Source organism: Roseobacter denitrificans OCh 114 (genome assembly GCF_000014045.1).
Classification (GTDB): Bacteria; Pseudomonadota; Alphaproteobacteria; order Rhodobacterales; family Rhodobacteraceae; genus Roseobacter; species Roseobacter denitrificans.
This window is the reverse complement of the sequence record NC_008209.1, coordinates 1,569,286-1,586,912: the sequence shown is the minus strand read 5'-3', so window position 1 is coordinate 1,586,912 and position 17,627 is coordinate 1,569,286. Positions and strand designations below refer to the sequence as shown.

Here is a 17,627-nt window from a genome sequence, read left to right as displayed (position 1 = left end):
CGTGAGTTCTGAAAGCACTTTGGGGCGGCAGGCCACTGCCGCCCCAGCCATCGAATTGAAAGGCATTTCAAAAGCCTTTGGCCCGGTTCAGGCCAACAAAGACATTTCCATCAGTGTGATGCCCGGCACGATCCACGGGATCATTGGCGAGAACGGCGCCGGGAAATCGACGCTGATGTCGATCCTCTATGGATTTTACAAGGCCGACAAAGGCGAGATTTTCATCGCAGGCAAGAAAACCGACATTCCCGACAGTCAGGCAGCCATCGCTGCGGGCATCGGCATGGTCTTCCAGCATTTCAAGCTGGTTGAGAACTTCACCGTTCTCGAAAACATCATTCTGGGTGCCGAGGATGGCAAGTTGCTGCGCCCCTCTTTGGCCAAGGCGCGCCGCACGCTCATCGAACTGGCAGAGGAATACGGGCTGAACGTGGACCCGGATGCGCTGATCGAAGAGATCGGCGTCGGCATGCAGCAACGTGTCGAAATCCTCAAGGCGCTGTACCGTCGCGCCGATATTCTGATCCTTGATGAACCCACCGGCGTGCTGACCCCGGCCGAGGCGGATCAGCTGTTCCGGATTCTGAGCCGCCTGCGCGAAGAGGGCAAAACCATCATCCTGATCACTCACAAGTTGCGCGAGATCATGGAGGCCACCGATACGGTCAGCGTCATGCGCCGGGGGGAAATGACTGCGACTGTCAAAACATCCGAGACGTCACCCGCTGCACTTGCAGAACTGATGGTGGGCCGTAAGGTCTTGCTGCGGGTGGATAAAAAACCTGCCACACCCGGCAAAGTCATTCTGGACATCAAAAACCTGCGCGTCGTGGACGAGCAAAAGGTCGCGCGTCTGAAGGGCATCGATTTGCAGGTGCGCGCAGGCGAAATCCTCGGGATCGCGGGGGTTGCGGGCAACGGGCAGTCTGAATTGCTCGAAGTGCTCGGCGGCTATGCGCATGGCACCGGCGAGATCACGTTGAACGGCACGGCCCTTGATCTGACCGGGCGCGATTCCGATGGCCGCTCACGGCGCACCCACGGGATCGGACATGTGCCCGAGGACCGCCAGCGCGAAGGTCTGATCATGGATTTTGCAGCCTGGGAAAACACCGCCTTTGGCTATCACCGCTCCGAAGGGTATCAATCCGGTCTGTTCCTGAACAACACGGCCATCCGCGCGGATACCGAGGAAAAGATGGGGCGTTTCGATGTGCGCCCGCCCAACCCGGCCCTCGCCGCCAAGAGTTTTTCGGGCGGGAACCAGCAGAAAATCGTACTGGCGCGCGAAATTGAACGCAATCCGGATCTGTTGCTGGTGGGGCAACCGACGCGCGGCGTGGATATCGGCGCGATCGAATTCATCCACCAACAGATTGTCGCACTGCGCGATCAGGGTAAGGCGATCCTGCTGGTCTCGGTTGAGTTGGAAGAGATTCTGGCGCTCGCCGACCGCGTTGCCGTCATGTTCGACGGTCACATCATGGGCGAACGTCTGTCGGCAGAGACCGATGAAAAGGAACTGGGCCTTTTGATGGCCGGAGTGGGGAGCTAACACCATGGACGTCGTGCCAAAGTGGGCAGAAGTCATCCTCGTGCCACTGATCTCGCTGATCCTCGCGGCGATCCTGTCGGCGCTGGTCATTCTGGCCATCGGCGAAGACCCGGTGGCCGCGGTCAAGCTGATGGTGACCGGCGCCTTGGGCAGCACCTACGGCTGGGGCTACACCCTTTACTACGCGACGAACTTTCTGTTCACCGGCTTGGCGGTATCTGTCGCGTTTCATGCCGGTCTGTTCAACATCGGCGGCGAGGGGCAGGCGATGTTGGGCGGGCTTGGCGTCGCGCTGGCCTGCCTGCTGATCCCCTGGCCGCATTGGACGGTTGCGCTTATCGCGGCCACGGTGGCTGCGGGGCTTTTTGGTGCAGCATGGGCCGCGATCCCTGCGTTTTTACAGGCCAAACGCGGCAGCCACATCGTGATCACGACGATCATGTTCAACTTTATTGCCGCAGCCGTGCTTAACTATGTGCTGGTCAATCTGCTGCGTCCTGCGGGCAGCATGGACCCCGCCACCGCGCGCTTTCCCGAGGCGGTTCATCTGCCGACGCTCCATGACATCTTTGCCACGGTGGGGATCAGCTTTTCCAAGGCCGCGCCCGCCAATGTCACCTTTCTGATCGCGATCGTGGCCTGCGTGCTGGTCTGGCTGCTGCTGTGGCGCACGTGGCTTGGCTATGAGATCCGCAGCTATGGCAAATCAGAACCCGCCGCGCGCTATGCAGGCATTTCCCCGGTCGCGATTACGATGATCGCCATGCTGATTTCCGGCGCACTGGCCGGGATGATGGCCATCAACAACGTCATGGGCGAGGCCGAGCGGCTGGTTCTGAACGCGGTTGAAGGGGCCGGCTTTATCGGCATCGCCGTGGCCCTCATGGGTCGAAGCCACCCCTTTGGCGTGTTTCTGGCTGCAATCCTCTTTGGATTTCTTTATCAGGGCGGTGCTGAACTTGCGCTCTGGACGTCGATCCCGCGCGAGTTGATTGTCGTCATTCAGGCGCTTGTCATCCTGTTTACCGGCGCGCTCGATAACATGGTGCGCATGCCGCTGGAGCGTATTTTCCTGATGCTGCAGCGGGGGAAAGCGTGATGGATTTCCTCACTCTCATTCAATTGCTCGACAGTACCGTGCGCCTTGCAACGCCGCTGCTGCTGGCCTGTCTTGCGGGGTTGTTTTCGGAACGCGCTGGCATTTTCGATATCGGGCTTGAAGGCAAGATGCTGGCGGCTGCTTTCTTTTCCGCCGCTATCGCGGCGATCACCGGCTCGGTCTGGCTGGGCCTGATGGCGGGGATTGCGGCGTCCATGACGCTCAGCTTGCTGCACGGCGTCGCCTCCATCACTTTTCGCGGCAATCAGCTTATTTCCGGTGTGGCGATCAATTTCCTCGCTGCCGGGCTGACGGTCCTGATCGCGCAGGACTGGTTTCAGCAAGGGGGGCGCACGCCATCGCTCATGGGCGGTGCGCGGTTCGAGCCGATCACCCTGCCCTTTGCCGATGCGCTGGCAAGCGTTCCGTTGCTTGGCCCGATTTACGGCGAATTGATCTCGGGTCATTCGATCCTTGTCTATCTGGCTTTTGCAACCGTGCCCCTGACGTGGTGGGTCCTCTACCGCACGCGTTTCGGGCTGCGCCTGCGCGCGGTGGGCGAAAATCCTGCGGCGGTAGATACCGCAGGCGTATCCGTTGTCGGTTTGCGCTACGCGGCTGTGCTGATTTGCGGCGTCCTGTGCGGCATCGCGGGGGCATACCTCTCGACCGCGCTGCAGGCCGGTTTTGTCAAGGACATGTCAGCCGGGCGTGGTTTCATCGCGCTTGCCGCGCTGATCTTTGCGAAATGGCGCCCGTGGTATGCGCTTTATGCCACGCTGCTGTTTGGGCTTTTCGGCGCGTTGGAAACGCGACCAGACGTCATTCAGGCGGTGATTGGCATCAAGGTACAGGGGCAAATCCTCGGCGCACTGCCCTACATCATGACGGTCATCATTCTGGCGGGTTTTGTCGGCAAGGCCATTCCCCCACGTGCGGGCGGCCAACCCTATGTAAAGGAACGCTAGCCACATAAGGCCAGTTTTCAAAATTTCATCAGTCCTGATGCGTCCAGAGGCCCGCTAAGCATTGATTTTGCATGGCCCTGCGCCTAAACGAGGTCATGCAAATCTACCTCCCCATCGCCGAAGTGTCGGTCAACGCCTTCCTGCTGCTAGGCCTTGGCGGCATCGTGGGCATTTTGTCGGGAATGTTCGGAGTCGGCGGCGGATTTCTGATGACACCGCTGCTCTTTTTCATCGGCATTCCACCGGCTGTTGCCGTGGCGACCGAAGCAAACCAGATTGTCGCCTCGTCGTTTTCCGGCGTTCTGGCGCACCTCAAACGCAAGACCGTAGACCTCAAGATGGGAACGGTGCTCTTGATCGGCGGCCTTGCCGGGGCCGCTGTGGGGGTCGTGATTTTCAACTACCTCAAAGCGCAGGGCCAGGTCGATCTGCTGGTCAAGCTGTGCTACGTTGTTTTCCTTGGCGTGATCGGCGGGCTGATGTTTATCGAAAGCCTCAATGCGATCCGCAATACCAAGAAGGGCAAGCCGCCCGCACGTAAAAAACACAACTGGATCCATGGGTTACCGTTCAAAATGCGGTTCCGGGTCTCGGGTCTATACATCTCGGTCATCCCACCGTTGATTGTTGGCCTTTGTGTTGGGATTCTGGCGGCCATCATGGGGGTGGGTGGTGGTTTCATCATGGTGCCTGCCATGATCTATCTGCTTGGCATGCCAACCAAGGTTGTTGTCGGCACCTCCCTCTTTCAGATCATCTTCGTGACCGCCTTCACCACGCTTTTGCATGCGACCACCAATTTTACCGTAGATATCGTACTGGCTGTTTTGCTGCTGATTGGTGGCGTGATCGGCGCACAGGTGGGCACGCGCATCGGCGTGAAGCTCAAGGCGGAACAGCTGCGCATCCTGCTCGCCATTATGGTTCTTGCTGTCTGTGGGAAACTGGCGCTTGATCTGCTTCTGATGCCTTCGGAGCTGTATTCCATCGGCGCAAGCGCGGGTCATTGAAAATGCTCGCACGCCTTTTGACCCTGATCGCTTTTGCTGCACTGGCAATGACAGCCTCAACAGCGCCTGCCGAGGAAGTCGTTCTGGGCCTGAGCAAGGACAGGATTTCGATCAACACCAATTTTGACGGCTCGGAAATTCTGATTTTCGGCGCCATCAAGCGCGAAGAGCTGATCCCGGATGGCCCCCCCATACAGGTGATCGTGACCGTGGCCGGGCCATCGCTGCCGATCACGGTGCGGCGCAAGGAAAAGAAGCTGGGCATCTGGGTCAATACCGATGCGGTCGATGTGGATGCAGCGCCAAGTTTTTACGCGGTCCTGTCCAGCGGTCCGTTGCGCGAAGTGCTCAAGGAGGTCGAAGACCTGCGCCACAAGGTGTCTGTGCCGCGCGCGATCCGGTCCGTGGGCGCACCTCAGGATATACAGGACTCGGCCAGCTTTACCGAAGCACTCATTCGGATCCGGGAAAACGGCGATGTTTACCAGTTGCGCGAAGGCAGTGTCGAGATCGAGGAACAGACGCTTTTTCGCACATCGGTACGCCTGCCCGCTGCATTGACCGAGGGGGATTACGTGACCCGTATTTTCCTCACACGCGGGGGCGATGTGGTATCCAGCTATGAAACCACGATCGACGTCCAGAAGGTTGGCATGGAACGCTGGCTGTTCGAACTGTCACGCCAGCAGCCCCTGATCTACGGGTTGATGTCACTTGCCATCGCCATCGCCGCAGGCTGGGGGGCGGCCGCCGTTTTCAAGCTTTTTCGCGCTTGACGCCGCCCGACCGGCACCTTCACCCCTCCGTCTCGGGTTGCGCAAGGCTCAGCGGCGCGGCGGGCAAGGCGCGCAGATCATCAACCCGCAACCCACCCGTGGGCTTTGCAAGACGGTTGCGCACCACCCAGACCAACCTGTTTTGCGCGCGCGTGATCGCCACGTAGGCCAGCCGTTTCCACAGCGGTTGTCCGGCCTCGGACCGCCCCATGCGCGCCGCTGCGTAAAGGTCGGGTGCAAAGACCTGTACCGTGTCCCACTGGCTGCCCTGCGCCTTGTGGATCGTCACCGCCGCCCCATGCAGAAAAGTCGCGCCCATGCGCGCGGCAAAGGGGATGAACGGTTCTTCTTCATCGGGTTTTTCAATCTTTACGATCGACGCGGCAGAGACTTGCGGGTCTTCGGCCCCCATCACGTGCAAACGGCTGAACCCCGGTTTGCGCCCCTCGCCCAGATAGATCACCTGCGCCCCTTTGATCAGCCCGCGCGCCTCAAGATCCAGACGTTTCTTGCGGTGTTTCAAGGGCAGTTCCAGCCCGTCGCAGATCAGCGGTTCACCTTCCAGCAACGCATCTTCGGGCGCGCCATGCACCTGACGAAAGGCATTGATCAAGCGGATCCGGGTCGCGTTGCGCCAAACCAGCACCGGGCTGCGCGCCATCAGGTCGACCTCGACCCGCTGACCCCAGACGACACGTTCATCGCGACTTGCGGCGTCTTCGACCATACGTTCGAAGGTTTCAAAACCGATGTCGGGGTCCGACAGGGCATGCGCCAGATCAAGGATCGGGTTGTCCGCTTCCTGACGGTGCACGCGGCTGAGTTTCAGGACGCGCGGGGCCGGGAGTTTGTCGAACACCATCGCGCCGGACTGGTTGACCGGGGCGAGTTGCGCCGGATCCCCGAAAAGCAAAAGCGTGGGGAAAATCTCGCGCAGATCCTCGAATTGCCTGTCATCGAGCATGGAGGATTCATCCACGAAACCGATATCAAGCGGTTCCTCACGGCGTTTCCAGCCTGTGATAAAATCCGAACCGCGCAATCCTGCGGCCGCCAGCGCGCCGGGGATGGATTTATTGTTGGCATAAAAGGCTTCGGCGCGCGCCAACGCTGCTTCGCTCAACGCTTGGGTCTCGGGTTTGTCACCACTGCCGGCCAGCCATTCCGCAATCCGTTCATATTCGGGATCATAGACCGGGGTGTATAAAATGCGGTGGATCGTGGTTGCCGGAACACCGCGCAACCGCAGCACCGATGCCGCCTTGTTGGTCGGCGCCAGAATGGCCAATGTGCGCCTGTCGCGTTTCTTGCGCGGCTCATAGTCCCCTGAAACCACATCAACGCCCGCTTCCTGGATGGCCTTGTAAAGCTCTGCAAGCAGGAGGGTTTTTCCCGAACCCGCCTTACCGGTGATCGCCATGACCGCCGCCTTGGAACTGCGCGGCGGCATCAGGAGTTGATCTTCGAGGTTTATGCCTGCCTCGCTCAGCAAAGCAGTTACCGCATCAAAGGCAACCGCTTGGTCATCAGAGTATTTTACAACAGAGGCATCCATGGCGTGACCCTACAGGCAGGCCACGCCGGGAACCAGTGAGGAACGCTCTGTTTTAACCGGCCTGCGCCAGTGTTTGTTCGGATGTGGTGCCAAAGGCGCGGTTGAACCACAGGCGGGACAACTCCAGCGAAAGACCGGCCTTGGCTGCGACCTTGGCCTGTGCATCCGGCGTGAACTCCCACAGACCGACGCTGATCTTGTCCCTGCCCTCGCCCATGCTGCCCAGCACCTCCGGTGAAGAACCGATCAGGCGATAAATACGCACCATGCGCGCATCAAAGACACCGGCAAAATGCGCAACCTCGAAGTTCTGCATGATTTCGCCCCCTGCCAGCATCAAGGCCGCGGCCACTTTGCTCTCCGCACCACGGCTCAGGCAGAAACGTGTGCATTCCCAGATCAGCGGGCTGGTAATAGTGCCGCCGCCCAGAATATCGGTAAAGTGCTCATTGATCATCGTACGGCCAGTCGTCGGCAAAAAGCGCATGGACCCGCCGTGCGTGCCATCTGCGTTTTCCCAGATCACATAGAGCGGATTCAGCGCATCATACTGATCCCGTTCGAACCCGTTTTCGTCGATATCAACGTCCCAACCCAGCCGCGTCTTGAACTGATCCGCGCGGTCCCGGAACATGGAATCGCGCAGTTTCGGGTGTTGGTTCAGTTGGTCAGCGTATAGATAACGGATCATTTGTTTTTCCTCTGGTCGGTTCGTTTGATGACCAAAGGAATAACTTGAGGATGCTTAACAGCCGCCAACCCGCACGCGCGTGTTGGTAACCTTTGGCCTTCAAAACGCCAAAGACTCAGACCACGATAAGGCCCCTGCTGAGGGCCCGGGCAACTGCGTGTGTGGTATTGGCAGCACCCAATTTGAACCGCGCGCTTTCGATGTAGACGCGCAGTGTATGTTCGGAAATCGACAGAGTTTCAGCGACTTGCGCTCGGTTGTATCCGATTGCAAGGAGCGTCATCGCATCAATTTCCCGGGGCGACAGAGCCTGCGATTGCTCGGGTGTCTTGTTAGGTTCGAACTCCAGCGCCTTTTGGTTAAAATAATGGGCGATCAGGATCAGCTCACGCCGGTTTTCTTCGGTAAATTTCGCCCACTCCTCATCGTCGCAACTGGTGTTCACCGTAAAGAGCGCGAACTGCCCGTTAGGGCCCCTGATGGGAATAGAATAGCCCTGGTTGCCCAATCCGTATGTCGCAGCTTCGGCACGAAGCGCCCTTGCGGCCTTGCTCGACCAGTCGAGGCGTTTCCAGTCTACAGGGTGAAACCTTTGGTAGCACCCGATGACGACCGGATCCACGCGAATGTAGTTTTGCTCCTGATACCGTGCTGCCCATTCAAGGGAGTATGTGCCGTAGCCATATTGCTCGCCCGCACTGTCAACCCAGTGATAGACCATATGCTCGACGCCAAAGTGACCCCGCAGCGTGAATATAGCCTCGTTTATTCCTTCAAGCGTGTCCGCTTGCTCCAGCGCCGCTAGCACTTCCTCCACTACTGTGTTCGTCGCCATGAGCGTTGTTCTGCGTCCTTTCATGAAGCGATGCAATCTCTGCCAATGCGACAATCGCAGTATCGTCCAACTGTTCCGCAAGTACCGGCAAATCGTTGGCCGTGGCAAAAGTTTTCAAGTCCGTCAGGGCGTCCAGTATCCAGTCGCTTCGCATGGTAGACTCGCCTCTCAAAGGTTAACAAATGATTAAGAATAATGTACCATTTAGTAACCACGTTTGAAATTCGCGGATATACACTCCCCAGAAATAGCGATGCGCGGTTTTCTAACCTGTTGATCCTGCACAGCGTCAGTTTCTTGAAGTAAAAAACCCGCGATTCACTGTGGTGATTCGCGGGCTTCAGCATTCAAAACGACTCGGTTTGCGGTTAACTGCGCGCCTCCAAAGCGTCTTCCAATGTACGCAGTCCCGTTGTCGGCGCTTGTACCAGGACCGACATGTTACCCGGCTTGTGCTGATTGCGCAGCATTTTCATATGTGCCAGCGGCAGGTCAGCCCAGCTGAAGACTTCGGACATGCAGGGATCGAGCCGCCGTTCCAGCATCAACTTGTTCGCCGCACTCGCCTGTTTGAGGTGGGCGAAGTGGCTGCCTTGCAAACGCTTCTGATGCATCCACATGTAGCGCACGTCAAACGTCAGGTTGAAACCCGTGGTCCCCGCACAAATGACGACCATACCGCCTTTCTTAACGACGAAGGTCGACACCGGGAACGTGCTTTCGCCGGGATGTTCAAACACCATATCGACATTCACGCCTTTGCCCGTGATGTCCCAGATCGCCTTGCCGAATTTGCGGGCTTCAGTAAACCATGTGGCATATTCAGGCGTGTTCACCGTGGGCAATTGTCCCCAGCAGTTGAAATCCTTGCGGTTCAGAACGCCTTTGGCACCGAGGTCCATCACGAACTGGCGTTTGCTTTCATCCGAAATCACGCCGATCGCATTGGCACCAGCCGTGTTGATCAACTGGATCGCATAGGATCCAAGCCCGCCCGATGCGCCCCAGACCAGCACGTTCTGCCCCGGCTTGAGGTCATGCGGCTCATGACCAAACAGCATCCGATACGCCGTTGCCAGTGTCAGCGTGTAGCACGCAGACTCTTCCCAGGTGAGGTGTTTGGGGCGGGGCATAAGCTGTTGGCTCTGAACGCGTGTGAATTGCGCGAAGGACCCATCCGCGGTTTCATATCCCCAGATACGCTGCGATGGCGAATACATCGGATCGCCCCCGTTGCATTCCTCGTCATCGCCATCGTCTTGGTTGCAATGCACGACCACTTCATCGCCCACTTTCCAGCGCGTCACACGATCTCCGACCGCCCAAACGATCCCGGCCGCATCCGACCCGCAGATCTGATACGGTTCATCGTGGCTGTCAAAAAAGCTGATCGGCTTACCCAGCGCAGCCCAGACACCGTTGTAATTCACCCCGGCCGCCATCACCAATATCAGCACGTCCTGGCTGTCGAGTTCCGGCACATCCACCACTTCCTGCAGCATTGCCTTGTCAGGCTCGCCATGGCGTTCGCGACGGATGGCCCAAGCATACATTTGCTTTGGCACATAGCCCATGGGGGGCATCTCACCGACCTCATAGAGATCTTTTTCGGGTGCTTCGTAATGTGCGACGGTCGTATCCAGTGCCATTGCAGTCTCCAGCCTGTTTCATTCATGCCGCGCCGCAGAATCGCGTCGCTCTGCGCTCTGAATAAGTTCTCATACGCAACATTGCAACATATGAGACCTCATTTTTGTAACTTTATGACCGAGCACCTGCAGAAATCATGATGCGGCGACCTGATCCTCCGGAAATCTGTGGGCAATCGAATTTGCGTAGAAATCAATGACCGCACGCTCGGAGCCAATCGTCTGCCACTGCGCGCCGCGCTGTTCCAGCACTTTGTTGCGCCGCATGCGCACCAGCCCCTTGCCCACGGCCTTGGCCAGATCCGGCGGCGACATCCGCGGCATGTGATCGCCCAGATTGGCCGCATCGCGCGCCACCTCATTAACCAGTTCGTCCTGTGACACCGGTCCGGGCCGTTTCTGGAATTGACGCGCCAGCAAGGGAACGATCAGGACCGGCATGGCGTCTTCGATCCGTGTCATCAGTTCGGCGGCCAGATCCTCCACCGACCGCTCAGCGCAAAAGCCCCGAATGGACAACGGCTCGCCGAAAACCACCGCTGCGGTGCCGAACCGCACGTAGCGGCCGCGCAGTGCCTGCCAGAACTTGCGCAATATGAACCGCACGGCGACCGATATCCGCGCGCCAAAACGACGATCCCCTCGTTGAGCGGCCGCGATCAGCACCCGGTCCTCTAGAACGCGGTCATAGTTAATCGCAACCGGCACAAAGACCACATCGCGCGCCGGCCCGTTCGGCCCCTGCGCCAGATAGGACAACAGCCCCATCTTGGGCGGCATCAAGCGTCCCGTCAGACTGAGCCCGCCTTCGGGGAAGATTCCCTGTGCCACGCCGCCGTCAGTCGCCATCTGCACATACCGCTCCAACACCTTGCGATAGAGCGCCCCGCGCGAGCGACGCCGGATGAAATAGGCTCCCATCATCCGGATCAACCGGCTGAGCGGCCAGACACGCGCCCATTCCCCCACCGCGTAGGACAGGGCCGATGTCTGCGCGGCCAGATAGGTCACCAGCACGTAGTCCATGTTGGAACGGTGGTTCATGATGAAAACGATCGTGGCGTCCTTGGAAATGGACCGGATGATTTCGTCGTTCTGCGGGCCGGTCCATACCTCGTAGATCGAGTTGACCAGCATGCGCGCCAGACGCGTCCCAAGCCCGAAATAGGTCACGGCACTGAAACTGGGCACGATTTCACGGGCATAGCTGCGGGCTTTTTCAAAGCCTACGTTCTCTGGCACACCATGGCTTTTTGCGTAGTTGACGATTTCGCGCGTGACTTCGGGGTCGTAAATCAGGCGCTGGATCATGTCGTAGCGCCGCGCCAGTTTGAAAGGTTCAATCGGACGCGTCAGGCGTTCGTTCAGTTGTGAAACGGCCCGTTCAAGACGCCGCCGGAAAAACCACCGTACGGAAGGAAATAGAAAGTGGGACGCAAAGGTCACTGCTGCAAACAGCAGGATCAGAACAAAGAACCAAACCGGCAATTCCACTGTCGAAGTCATGCTGGCTTGTTTCAAGAATTGGCCGACGGGTAAACCTTTTTCGTGCGCGCAAGCGGGTGTTCTGCGCATGAGCATCGTTTTCCTGCATCACCCCGACGGCGCAGCTTTTGCCAAGTGCGGACATATGGCGTATGGCAGGACAAAAGCGCAGGCAAGTTGCTGCAGCGCGGCAAATTTGCATTGATATAAAATTCCGCATATGGCAGCTTGCACGTAAGAAAATTACTCAAGCTGATTCAGGACGACTCACATGACGCACCCGCAGAAAGACCGACCCTGGCTGATCCGGACCTATGCCGGCCATTCCACCGCGAAAGCGTCAAACGAGCTTTATCGCTCGAACCTTGCCAAGGGGCAGACCGGCTTGTCCGTGGCCTTCGATCTGCCGACCCAGACCGGCTACGACAGCGATCATATCCTCAGCCGGGGCGAAGTCGGGAAGGTCGGCGTGCCGGTTGGCCATCTGGGCGATATGCGCGCCTTGTTTGACCAGATCCCGCTGGATCAGATGAACACCTCGATGACGATCAATGCGACAGCACCATGGCTGTTGTCACTCTATATTGCCGTGGCCGAGGAACAGGGCGCGGATATCTCAAAGCTGCAAGGCACGGTGCAGAATGACCTGATCAAGGAATATCTGAGCCGCGGTACCTATATTTGCCCGCCCGCGCCCAGCCTCAAGATGATCGCGGATGTGGCCGAATACTGCTATACGCATGTGCCGAAATGGAACCCGATGAACGTCTGCTCCTACCACTTGCAGGAGGCGGGTGCGACGCCGGAACAGGAACTCGCCTTTGCGCTGGCGACCGCGACCGCTGTGTTGGATGCGCTCAAACCCCGCGTCCCGGAAGAGGATTTCCCCGCACTTGTGGGTCGAATTTCGTTCTTTGTGAACGCGGGCATCCGCTTTGTGACCGAGATGTGCAAGATGCGCGCCTTTGTCGATCTGTGGGACGAGATCTGCCGCGACCGCTATGGTGTTGAGGACCCGAAATATCGCCGCTTCCGCTATGGTGTGCAGGTAAACTCACTTGGCCTGACCGAGCAGCAGCCCGAAAACAATGTCTACCGCATCCTGATCGAAATGCTGGCGGTCACCCTGTCCAAAAAGGCACGCGCGCGCGCCGTGCAATTGCCTGCGTGGAACGAAGCGCTTGGCCTGCCCCGTCCGTGGGATCAGCAGTGGTCGATGCGCATGCAGCAGATCATGGCCTATGAAACGGACCTTCTGGAGTTTGACGACCTGTTTGACGGCAATCCGGCGGTCGATGCCAAGGTCGAAGCGCTCAAGGAAGGTGCGCGTCAGGAACTCGCGAACCTCGACAGTATGGGCGGCGCGATTGAAGCCATCGACTACATGAAAGCACGCCTTGTGGACAGCAATGCCGATCGTCTGGGCCGTATTGAAGCGGGTGAGACCGTCGTGGTCGGTGTCAACAAATGGCAGCAGGGCGAACCCTCGCCGCTGATGACGGGCGACGGGGGTATCATGGTCGTCGACCCGGCGGTCGAGGCGGAACAGATTTCGCGCCTTGATGCTTGGCGCGCCGCGCGGGACCCGGAGGCCGTCAAACAAGCCCTTGGTGATCTGCGCGCAGCGGCAAAAGAGGGGCGCAATGTCATGCCCGCCTCGATTGCGGCGGCCAAGGCGGGTGTGACCACGGGCGAATGGGCCGCACAGATGCGCGCCGTGCATGGTGAATACCGCGGCCCGACCGGCGTGTCCGGTGCGCGCTCCAACAGGACCGAGGGTCTGGATGATCTGCGCGATGCGGTGGATGTGGTCAGTGACAAACTGGGCCGCCGCCTGAAGTTCCTTGTAGGCAAACCCGGGCTGGACGGTCACTCCAACGGGGCCGAACAAATCGCCGTGCGCGCCCGTGATTGCGGCATGGAAATCGCCTATGAGGGCATCCGCCTGACTCCGGCGGAGATCGTAAACGCCGCGCTGGAGGACGAGGCGCATGTGGTCGGCCTGTCGATCCTGTCAGGCAGCCACATCCCGCTGGTCGAAGACCTGATGACCCAAATGCGCGAGGCCGGGCTGGCCCATGTGCCTGTGATCGTCGGCGGTATCATCCCGGACGATGACGCCGAACGCCTGCGCGCGATGGGGGTTGCGCGGGTCTATACGCCCAAGGACTTTGAACTCAACACGATCATGATGGATATCGTCACGCTGGCGGACCCTCAGGCGGTGGCGGCACAGTAGCTGATGGCTTGCACAGGGCAGTGAGGTGCCGTTAACTGCGCCGAACTGCCAAAGGAGTCCTGCATGACCATCCATATCGGTGCCCGCCCCGACCAGATTGCCGAAACCGTACTGATGCCGGGCGATCCTTACCGCGCCAGATGGGCGGCGCAGACCTTTCTGGACGGCGCCGAACTGGTCAACGAAGTGCGCGGCATGCTGGGGTTCACCGGCACCTACAAAGGCAACCGCGTGACCATCCAGGGCTCCGGCATGGGCATGCCCTCCCTGTCGATCTACGCCAATGAGCTGATCTCAAGCTATAACGCGCAAACCCTGATCCGCATCGGGTCCTGTGGTGGGATGCAGCCGCATGTGGCCGTGCGTGATGTGATCATTGCCATGTCCGCCACCACGATCACCTCGCCGTCTTCAGGGATTTTCCGTGAGGTGAATTTTGCGCCCACCGCGCATTACGATCTTTTGGCCGCTGCTGTCACCGCCGCCAAGGCAAAAGGCACGCGCACCCATGTGGGCGGTATCTATTCATCGGATGTTTTTTACGCCGAACGCCCCGATCTGGACGAACAGATGGTGCGCCACGGTATCCTCGGGGTCGAAATGGAAGCCGCCGAACTCTACACGCTGGCGGCGCGTCACAACCGACGCGCGTTGGCCATACTCACCGTCAGCGACCACCTGCAGACCGGCGAGGCGCTCCCGGCTGAGGACCGCGAACAGACCTTTGGCGATATGGTCGAAATCGCGCTGGAGGCCGCCTTCGCCTGAGACTATGGACCATGGGTCCGGTCATAGCTGTTCGCTGCCGGTGGGTTCCAACCTGCCAAAGCCTTCGGCGCGGGTTTGAACACCTCCACCAGCAGGGGATGGCAGGGCGCAGCATCGCTTGAATGCTCGGAGGAGCAATCCCCACCCGGGCAGGCCGACAGATTGCCCAAAAGGTCGATCTCGGCGAAAAACTCGATAAAATCACCGGGCCGCACCGGGCTGGCCTTCATGAAATACTGGCCTGTGTCCCGGGTAAACCCTGTGCACATAAACACGTTGAGCACATCATGCACCAAAGGCTCCGCCTCAGCGCGCGACACCCCGAGGTGATCGGAGAGGGCGCGCGTCAGGTTCGAATGGCAGCAATGGTGATACTGCCCCCCGTCGGACAACAGCGCATGGGTATAAGGGTCGCAGCGGGTGCCGATCACATCGTGCACCGACCCGCCAAAAGGATCGATGCCGTACCAGCCCAATGTGTCCTGCGTGATCGTCGCCATCGGACGCAGGTGCGGGAAACTGGACCACATGCGCTGGCCTGTCGTCAGATGCGTGCCATGCAGGGCGCGTGTCTTTCCGGAATAAAACCGCTCGGACACATCCTGCGCGTTATGCAGGTTGAGATCGCCAACCTGTGCCCCCTCCACCGAAGTGATACGAAAGAAATGACCGCGCGGCACCGAAAAACACCGTGCATCGCGTGCGGGAACGAGCACCTCATCGACTTTGCTCAGACTGTCGCGCGCACGCGTGTAGAGCGCCATATCCGGTGCGGGCAGCGTCTCGACCGGGTAGCAGATCACCGGCTTGACGGCGCGGCGGGCATCGGCATCCTTTGGTTCGCTCACTTTTCTGTTCCTTTGGGTTTGGGTCATGACACGGTCGTTAAGGTTTAAACTGCGGGGTCACACACGGTCTGACAGGCAGAGATTTGGGGGCGATTTCGTCTTGGTATAGGTTTCTGCCCCGCAGGCGGCGCATTTGTATTTGTACAGGATATCCTGATCGCCACTGTGGTCCGCGCGCCAACGACACATACGTGAGGTGCGGTTTTTGCGCTCATAGAGCATCACAAGCAGAAAGGCGATCAAAAGACCAATGATGATATGCATCAGATGAACAAATCCCCCGCCAGCCCAAGCCCGAAGCCCAACACGCCACACAGCGGCGGGAGCATGGCGTTATCCAACCGGACCTGCGGCGCAATATCCTGCAACATGAGGTAGAGTATACCCCCCGATGCCAACATCATGACCGCCCCGATCAACGCGTCCTGTTCCGCCGGCAAGGTCACACCGATAAAAGCCGCCAGCGGCCCAAGGGGAACCATCACAAAGAAAATCCAGAGCGGCACCGGCCTGTCCTGCGACATCTCACGCATGGCGTTGAACCCTTCGGGCAGGTTCTGCAACGCGATCAGCCCCGCCACCAGAACGGCCGCGCCCGGATCCCCGACGATCAACGCGCCAAGGGCAAGCGCCTCGGGCAGATAGTCCATCATCATGGCCAGAAACTGCGAGAGCCGTCCGCCGGTTTTGCCGAGTATCCTGTCGATCAGCGCAAAACCCACGCCGCCAGCAAAAAACCACAACAAGGCAGGGGCAGGTGCCAACCTCTCGCTGCCTTCGGGAATGAGGACCAATGCAACCGCAGCCAGCAAGGCGCCAGCGCCAAACGCTACGACGCCGTGGCGCGCCTCATCCTCCAGCCAGTCCGGCATGATATGGCGGTGAAAAGTGCCCAGCCACGCGCCCAGAGGGATGGAAGCGCCCGCAAGTGTTGCAAGAACGAGCGCACCCCAGATGCTGTCGACCGCGCTTTCCATGGCGAAAGCTTAGACGCGCCGCTCCACCATCATCTTTTTGATGTTCGCAATCGCTTCGGCAGGGTTGAGGCCCTTCGGGCAGGTCTTGGCGCAGTTCATGATGGTGTGGCAGCGATACAGTTTGAACGGATCTTCCAGATCGTCGAGCCGTTCGCCCGTGGCCTCATCCCGGCTGTCAATGATCCAGCGATAGGCATGCAGCAAAGCGGCCGGTCCAAGGTAACGGTCCCCATTCCACCAGTAAGACGGGCATGACGTTGAGCAGCAGGCGCACATCACGCATTCATAAAGACCGTCCAGCTTTTTGCGGTCGTCAATGGATTGCTTCCACTCTTTCGCCGGGCGGTTCGTCTTGGTTTCAAGCCATGGCATGGTCGATGCGTGTTGGGCGTAAAAATGCGTCAGGTCCGGAATAAGGTCCTTGACCACAGGCATGTGGGGCAGCGGGTAGATCCTGACATCTCCCTTTACCTCATCCATGCCGTAGATACAGGCCAGAGTGTTGATCCCGTCGATGTTCATCGCACAGGATCCGCAAATACCTTCGCGGCAAGAGCGCCGGAACGTCAGCGTCGGGTCGATTTCGTTCTTGATCTTGATCAGCGCGTCCAAAATCATCGGCCCGCATGTATCCATATCGACAAAATACGTATCCACGCGTGGGTTTTGACCGTCATCAGGGTTCCAGCGGTAAATGCTGAATTTACGCAGGTTGGTCGCCCCTTCGGGTTTGGGCCAGGTTTTTCCCTTGGTCATACGGGAGTTCTTCGGAAGCGTCAGTTGAACCATTTTTAAGGTCTCCTGTTCTTATGTCCTAAAGCGTCAAGCCAGCCGCCGGGGCCGCAGCGCGCAAACAATCCTGTGTGGCGCTGCGGCTCAGCACTGCGCGGATCGTATCCGCCGTGCCGGCATCGACGCCGACGATGGCATCACCTGCAAGCGCCTGCACCTCGCTGGCGTTGGCATTGTCCACCACACAGTCCGTGAAAGGGGTGAACAGCGCCTTGGGCACTTGCGGGAAATAGACCGCGATCGCCTCTGGCATGATGGTCTTGGCCGCATTGCGCCCCGCTTGGTCCGTGGTTTCCTGCACCGCAGCGCAAGCCGAAAGCGCCACAGCCGCCCCCAAAAGACCAGTGCCTTTGGCAAGGCGGGATAGGTTTCGTATCATC

General features: G+C 59.1%; 17 protein-coding genes. 7 read left to right on the top strand and 10 right to left on the bottom strand.

Features of this window, described 5'->3' with window-relative positions:
- Window position 1: 1 nt before the first annotated feature.
- The 5 genes from RD1_RS07610 (at window position 2) to RD1_RS07590 (ending at window position 5,408) form a co-directional block, all read left to right on the top strand.
- Window positions 2–1,555, top strand: coding sequence for an ABC transporter ATP-binding protein (locus RD1_RS07610; RefSeq protein ID WP_044033007.1), 1,554 nt, complete (start codon window positions 2–4; stop codon window positions 1,553–1,555).
- A 4-nt stretch (window positions 1,556–1,559) separates the two neighbouring features.
- On the top strand, window positions 1,560–2,654 hold the full coding sequence (locus RD1_RS07605) for an ABC transporter permease (RefSeq protein ID WP_011567891.1): 1,095 nt from the start codon (window positions 1,560–1,562) through the stop codon (window positions 2,652–2,654).
- The gene (locus RD1_RS07600; protein ID WP_011567890.1) at window positions 2,654–3,622 is read left to right on the top strand and encodes an ABC transporter permease; all 969 of its coding nucleotides are present in this window, start codon (window positions 2,654–2,656) and stop codon (window positions 3,620–3,622) included. The genes RD1_RS07605 and RD1_RS07600 overlap by 1 nt, the downstream gene beginning before the upstream one ends.
- A 95-nt stretch (window positions 3,623–3,717) precedes the next feature.
- Complete coding sequence (locus RD1_RS07595; RefSeq protein ID WP_044033383.1) at window positions 3,718–4,632, top strand: sulfite exporter TauE/SafE family protein; 915 nt, start codon at window positions 3,718–3,720, stop codon at window positions 4,630–4,632.
- Between the two features lie 2 nt (window positions 4,633–4,634).
- A complete protein-coding gene (locus RD1_RS07590) occupies window positions 4,635–5,408 on the top strand; it encodes a TIGR02186 family protein (protein WP_011567888.1) in 774 nt (257 codons plus the stop codon).
- Window positions 5,409–5,427: 19 nt separating this feature from the next.
- Here the strand turns inward: RD1_RS07590 and RD1_RS07585 are convergent, their stop codons facing one another.
- The 5 genes from RD1_RS07585 to RD1_RS07565 form a co-directional block, all read right to left on the bottom strand.
- Window positions 5,428–6,963 (bottom strand): ATP-dependent DNA helicase, encoded by a 1,536-nt coding sequence (locus RD1_RS07585; protein ID WP_044033006.1) that lies wholly within the window; start codon window positions 6,961–6,963, stop codon window positions 5,428–5,430.
- A gap of 52 nt (window positions 6,964–7,015) precedes the next feature.
- The gene (locus RD1_RS07580; protein WP_011567886.1) at window positions 7,016–7,654 is read right to left on the bottom strand and encodes an acyl-homoserine-lactone synthase; all 639 of its coding nucleotides are present in this window, start codon (window positions 7,652–7,654) and stop codon (window positions 7,016–7,018) included.
- A gap of 115 nt (window positions 7,655–7,769) precedes the next feature.
- Window positions 7,770–8,489 (bottom strand): helix-turn-helix transcriptional regulator, encoded by a 720-nt coding sequence (locus RD1_RS07575; protein WP_011567885.1) that lies wholly within the window; start codon window positions 8,487–8,489, stop codon window positions 7,770–7,772.
- A 368-nt stretch (window positions 8,490–8,857) separates the two neighbouring features.
- Window positions 8,858–10,138, bottom strand: a complete 1,281-nt coding sequence (gene ccrA / locus RD1_RS07570) for a crotonyl-CoA carboxylase/reductase (protein ID WP_011567884.1) — start codon at window positions 10,136–10,138, stop codon at window positions 8,858–8,860.
- Window positions 10,139–10,273: 135 nt separating this feature from the next.
- Entirely contained in the window at window positions 10,274–11,644 is a 1,371-nt protein-coding gene (locus tag RD1_RS07565; RefSeq protein ID WP_011567883.1) for a 1-acyl-sn-glycerol-3-phosphate acyltransferase, read from the bottom strand.
- 250 nt (window positions 11,645–11,894) lie between these two features.
- Between RD1_RS07565 and RD1_RS07555 the strand changes: the two genes are divergently transcribed.
- Complete coding sequence (locus tag RD1_RS07555) at window positions 11,895–13,862, top strand: protein meaA (protein ID WP_011567882.1); 1,968 nt, start codon at window positions 11,895–11,897, stop codon at window positions 13,860–13,862.
- Window positions 13,863–13,925: 63 nt separating this feature from the next.
- Window positions 13,926–14,630 carry a purine-nucleoside phosphorylase gene (gene deoD / locus RD1_RS07550; RefSeq protein ID WP_011567881.1) on the top strand — a complete coding sequence of 235 codons (705 nt, stop codon included), beginning with the start codon at window positions 13,926–13,928 and terminating at the stop codon, window positions 14,628–14,630.
- 2 nt (window positions 14,631–14,632) lie between these two features.
- Here deoD and RD1_RS07545 read toward each other — a convergent pair whose 3' ends face one another.
- The 5 genes from RD1_RS07545 to RD1_RS07525 are packed head-to-tail and all read right to left on the bottom strand — an operon-like array spanning window position 14,633 to window position 17,626.
- Window positions 14,633–15,478: an urea carboxylase-associated family protein gene (locus RD1_RS07545; RefSeq protein ID WP_011567880.1), complete on the bottom strand. Its 846-nt coding sequence runs from the start codon at window positions 15,476–15,478 to the stop codon at window positions 14,633–14,635.
- A gap of 57 nt (window positions 15,479–15,535) precedes the next feature.
- The gene (locus tag RD1_RS07540) at window positions 15,536–15,742 is read right to left on the bottom strand and encodes a hypothetical protein (RefSeq protein WP_011567879.1); all 207 of its coding nucleotides are present in this window, start codon (window positions 15,740–15,742) and stop codon (window positions 15,536–15,538) included.
- Window positions 15,742–16,455 carry a ZIP family metal transporter gene (locus tag RD1_RS07535; protein WP_011567878.1) on the bottom strand — a complete coding sequence of 238 codons (714 nt, stop codon included), beginning with the start codon at window positions 16,453–16,455 and terminating at the stop codon, window positions 15,742–15,744. Before RD1_RS07535 ends, RD1_RS07540 begins: the two co-directional genes overlap by 1 nt.
- A gap of 9 nt (window positions 16,456–16,464) precedes the next feature.
- The gene (locus RD1_RS07530; protein ID WP_011567877.1) at window positions 16,465–17,244 is read right to left on the bottom strand and encodes a succinate dehydrogenase iron-sulfur subunit; all 780 of its coding nucleotides are present in this window, start codon (window positions 17,242–17,244) and stop codon (window positions 16,465–16,467) included.
- Window positions 17,245–17,269: 25 nt separating this feature from the next.
- Window positions 17,270–17,626 (bottom strand): hypothetical protein, encoded by a 357-nt coding sequence (locus tag RD1_RS07525; protein ID WP_050759063.1) that lies wholly within the window; start codon window positions 17,624–17,626, stop codon window positions 17,270–17,272.
- Between the last annotated feature and the right edge of the window lies 1 nt (window position 17,627).

What these genes read in the sequence shown, in the direction of transcription:
- RD1_RS07605 (WP_011567891.1), top strand. Translation starts at nt 1,560, where the DNA reads ATGGACGTCGTGCCAAAGTGGGCAGAAGTCATCCTCGTGCCACTGATC.
- RD1_RS07600 (WP_011567890.1), top strand. Translation starts at nt 2,654, where the DNA reads ATGGATTTCCTCACTCTCATTCAATTGCTCGACAGTACCGTGCGCCTT.
- RD1_RS07595 (WP_044033383.1), top strand. Translation starts at nt 3,718, where the DNA reads ATGCAAATCTACCTCCCCATCGCCGAAGTGTCGGTCAACGCCTTCCTG.
- RD1_RS07590 (WP_011567888.1), top strand. Translation starts at nt 4,635, where the DNA reads ATGCTCGCACGCCTTTTGACCCTGATCGCTTTTGCTGCACTGGCAATG.
- RD1_RS07585 (WP_044033006.1), bottom strand. Translation starts at nt 6,963, where the DNA reads ATGGATGCCTCTGTTGTAAAATACTCTGATGACCAAGCGGTTGCCTTT.
- RD1_RS07580 (WP_011567886.1), bottom strand. Translation starts at nt 7,654, where the DNA reads ATGATCCGTTATCTATACGCTGACCAACTGAACCAACACCCGAAACTG.
- RD1_RS07575 (WP_011567885.1), bottom strand. Translation starts at nt 8,489, where the DNA reads ATGGCGACGAACACAGTAGTGGAGGAAGTGCTAGCGGCGCTGGAGCAA.
- ccrA (WP_011567884.1), bottom strand. Translation starts at nt 10,138, where the DNA reads ATGGCACTGGATACGACCGTCGCACATTACGAAGCACCCGAAAAAGAT.
- RD1_RS07565 (WP_011567883.1), bottom strand. Translation starts at nt 11,644, where the DNA reads ATGACTTCGACAGTGGAATTGCCGGTTTGGTTCTTTGTTCTGATCCTG.
- RD1_RS07555 (WP_011567882.1), top strand. Translation starts at nt 11,895, where the DNA reads ATGACGCACCCGCAGAAAGACCGACCCTGGCTGATCCGGACCTATGCC.
- deoD (WP_011567881.1), top strand. Translation starts at nt 13,926, where the DNA reads ATGACCATCCATATCGGTGCCCGCCCCGACCAGATTGCCGAAACCGTA.
- RD1_RS07540 (WP_011567879.1), bottom strand. Translation starts at nt 15,742, where the DNA reads ATGCATATCATCATTGGTCTTTTGATCGCCTTTCTGCTTGTGATGCTC.
- RD1_RS07535 (WP_011567878.1), bottom strand. Translation starts at nt 16,455, where the DNA reads ATGGAAAGCGCGGTCGACAGCATCTGGGGTGCGCTCGTTCTTGCAACA.
- RD1_RS07530 (WP_011567877.1), bottom strand. Translation starts at nt 17,244, where the DNA reads ATGGTTCAACTGACGCTTCCGAAGAACTCCCGTATGACCAAGGGAAAA.
- RD1_RS07525 (WP_050759063.1), bottom strand. Translation starts at nt 17,626, where the DNA reads ATGATACGAAACCTATCCCGCCTTGCCAAAGGCACTGGTCTTTTGGGG.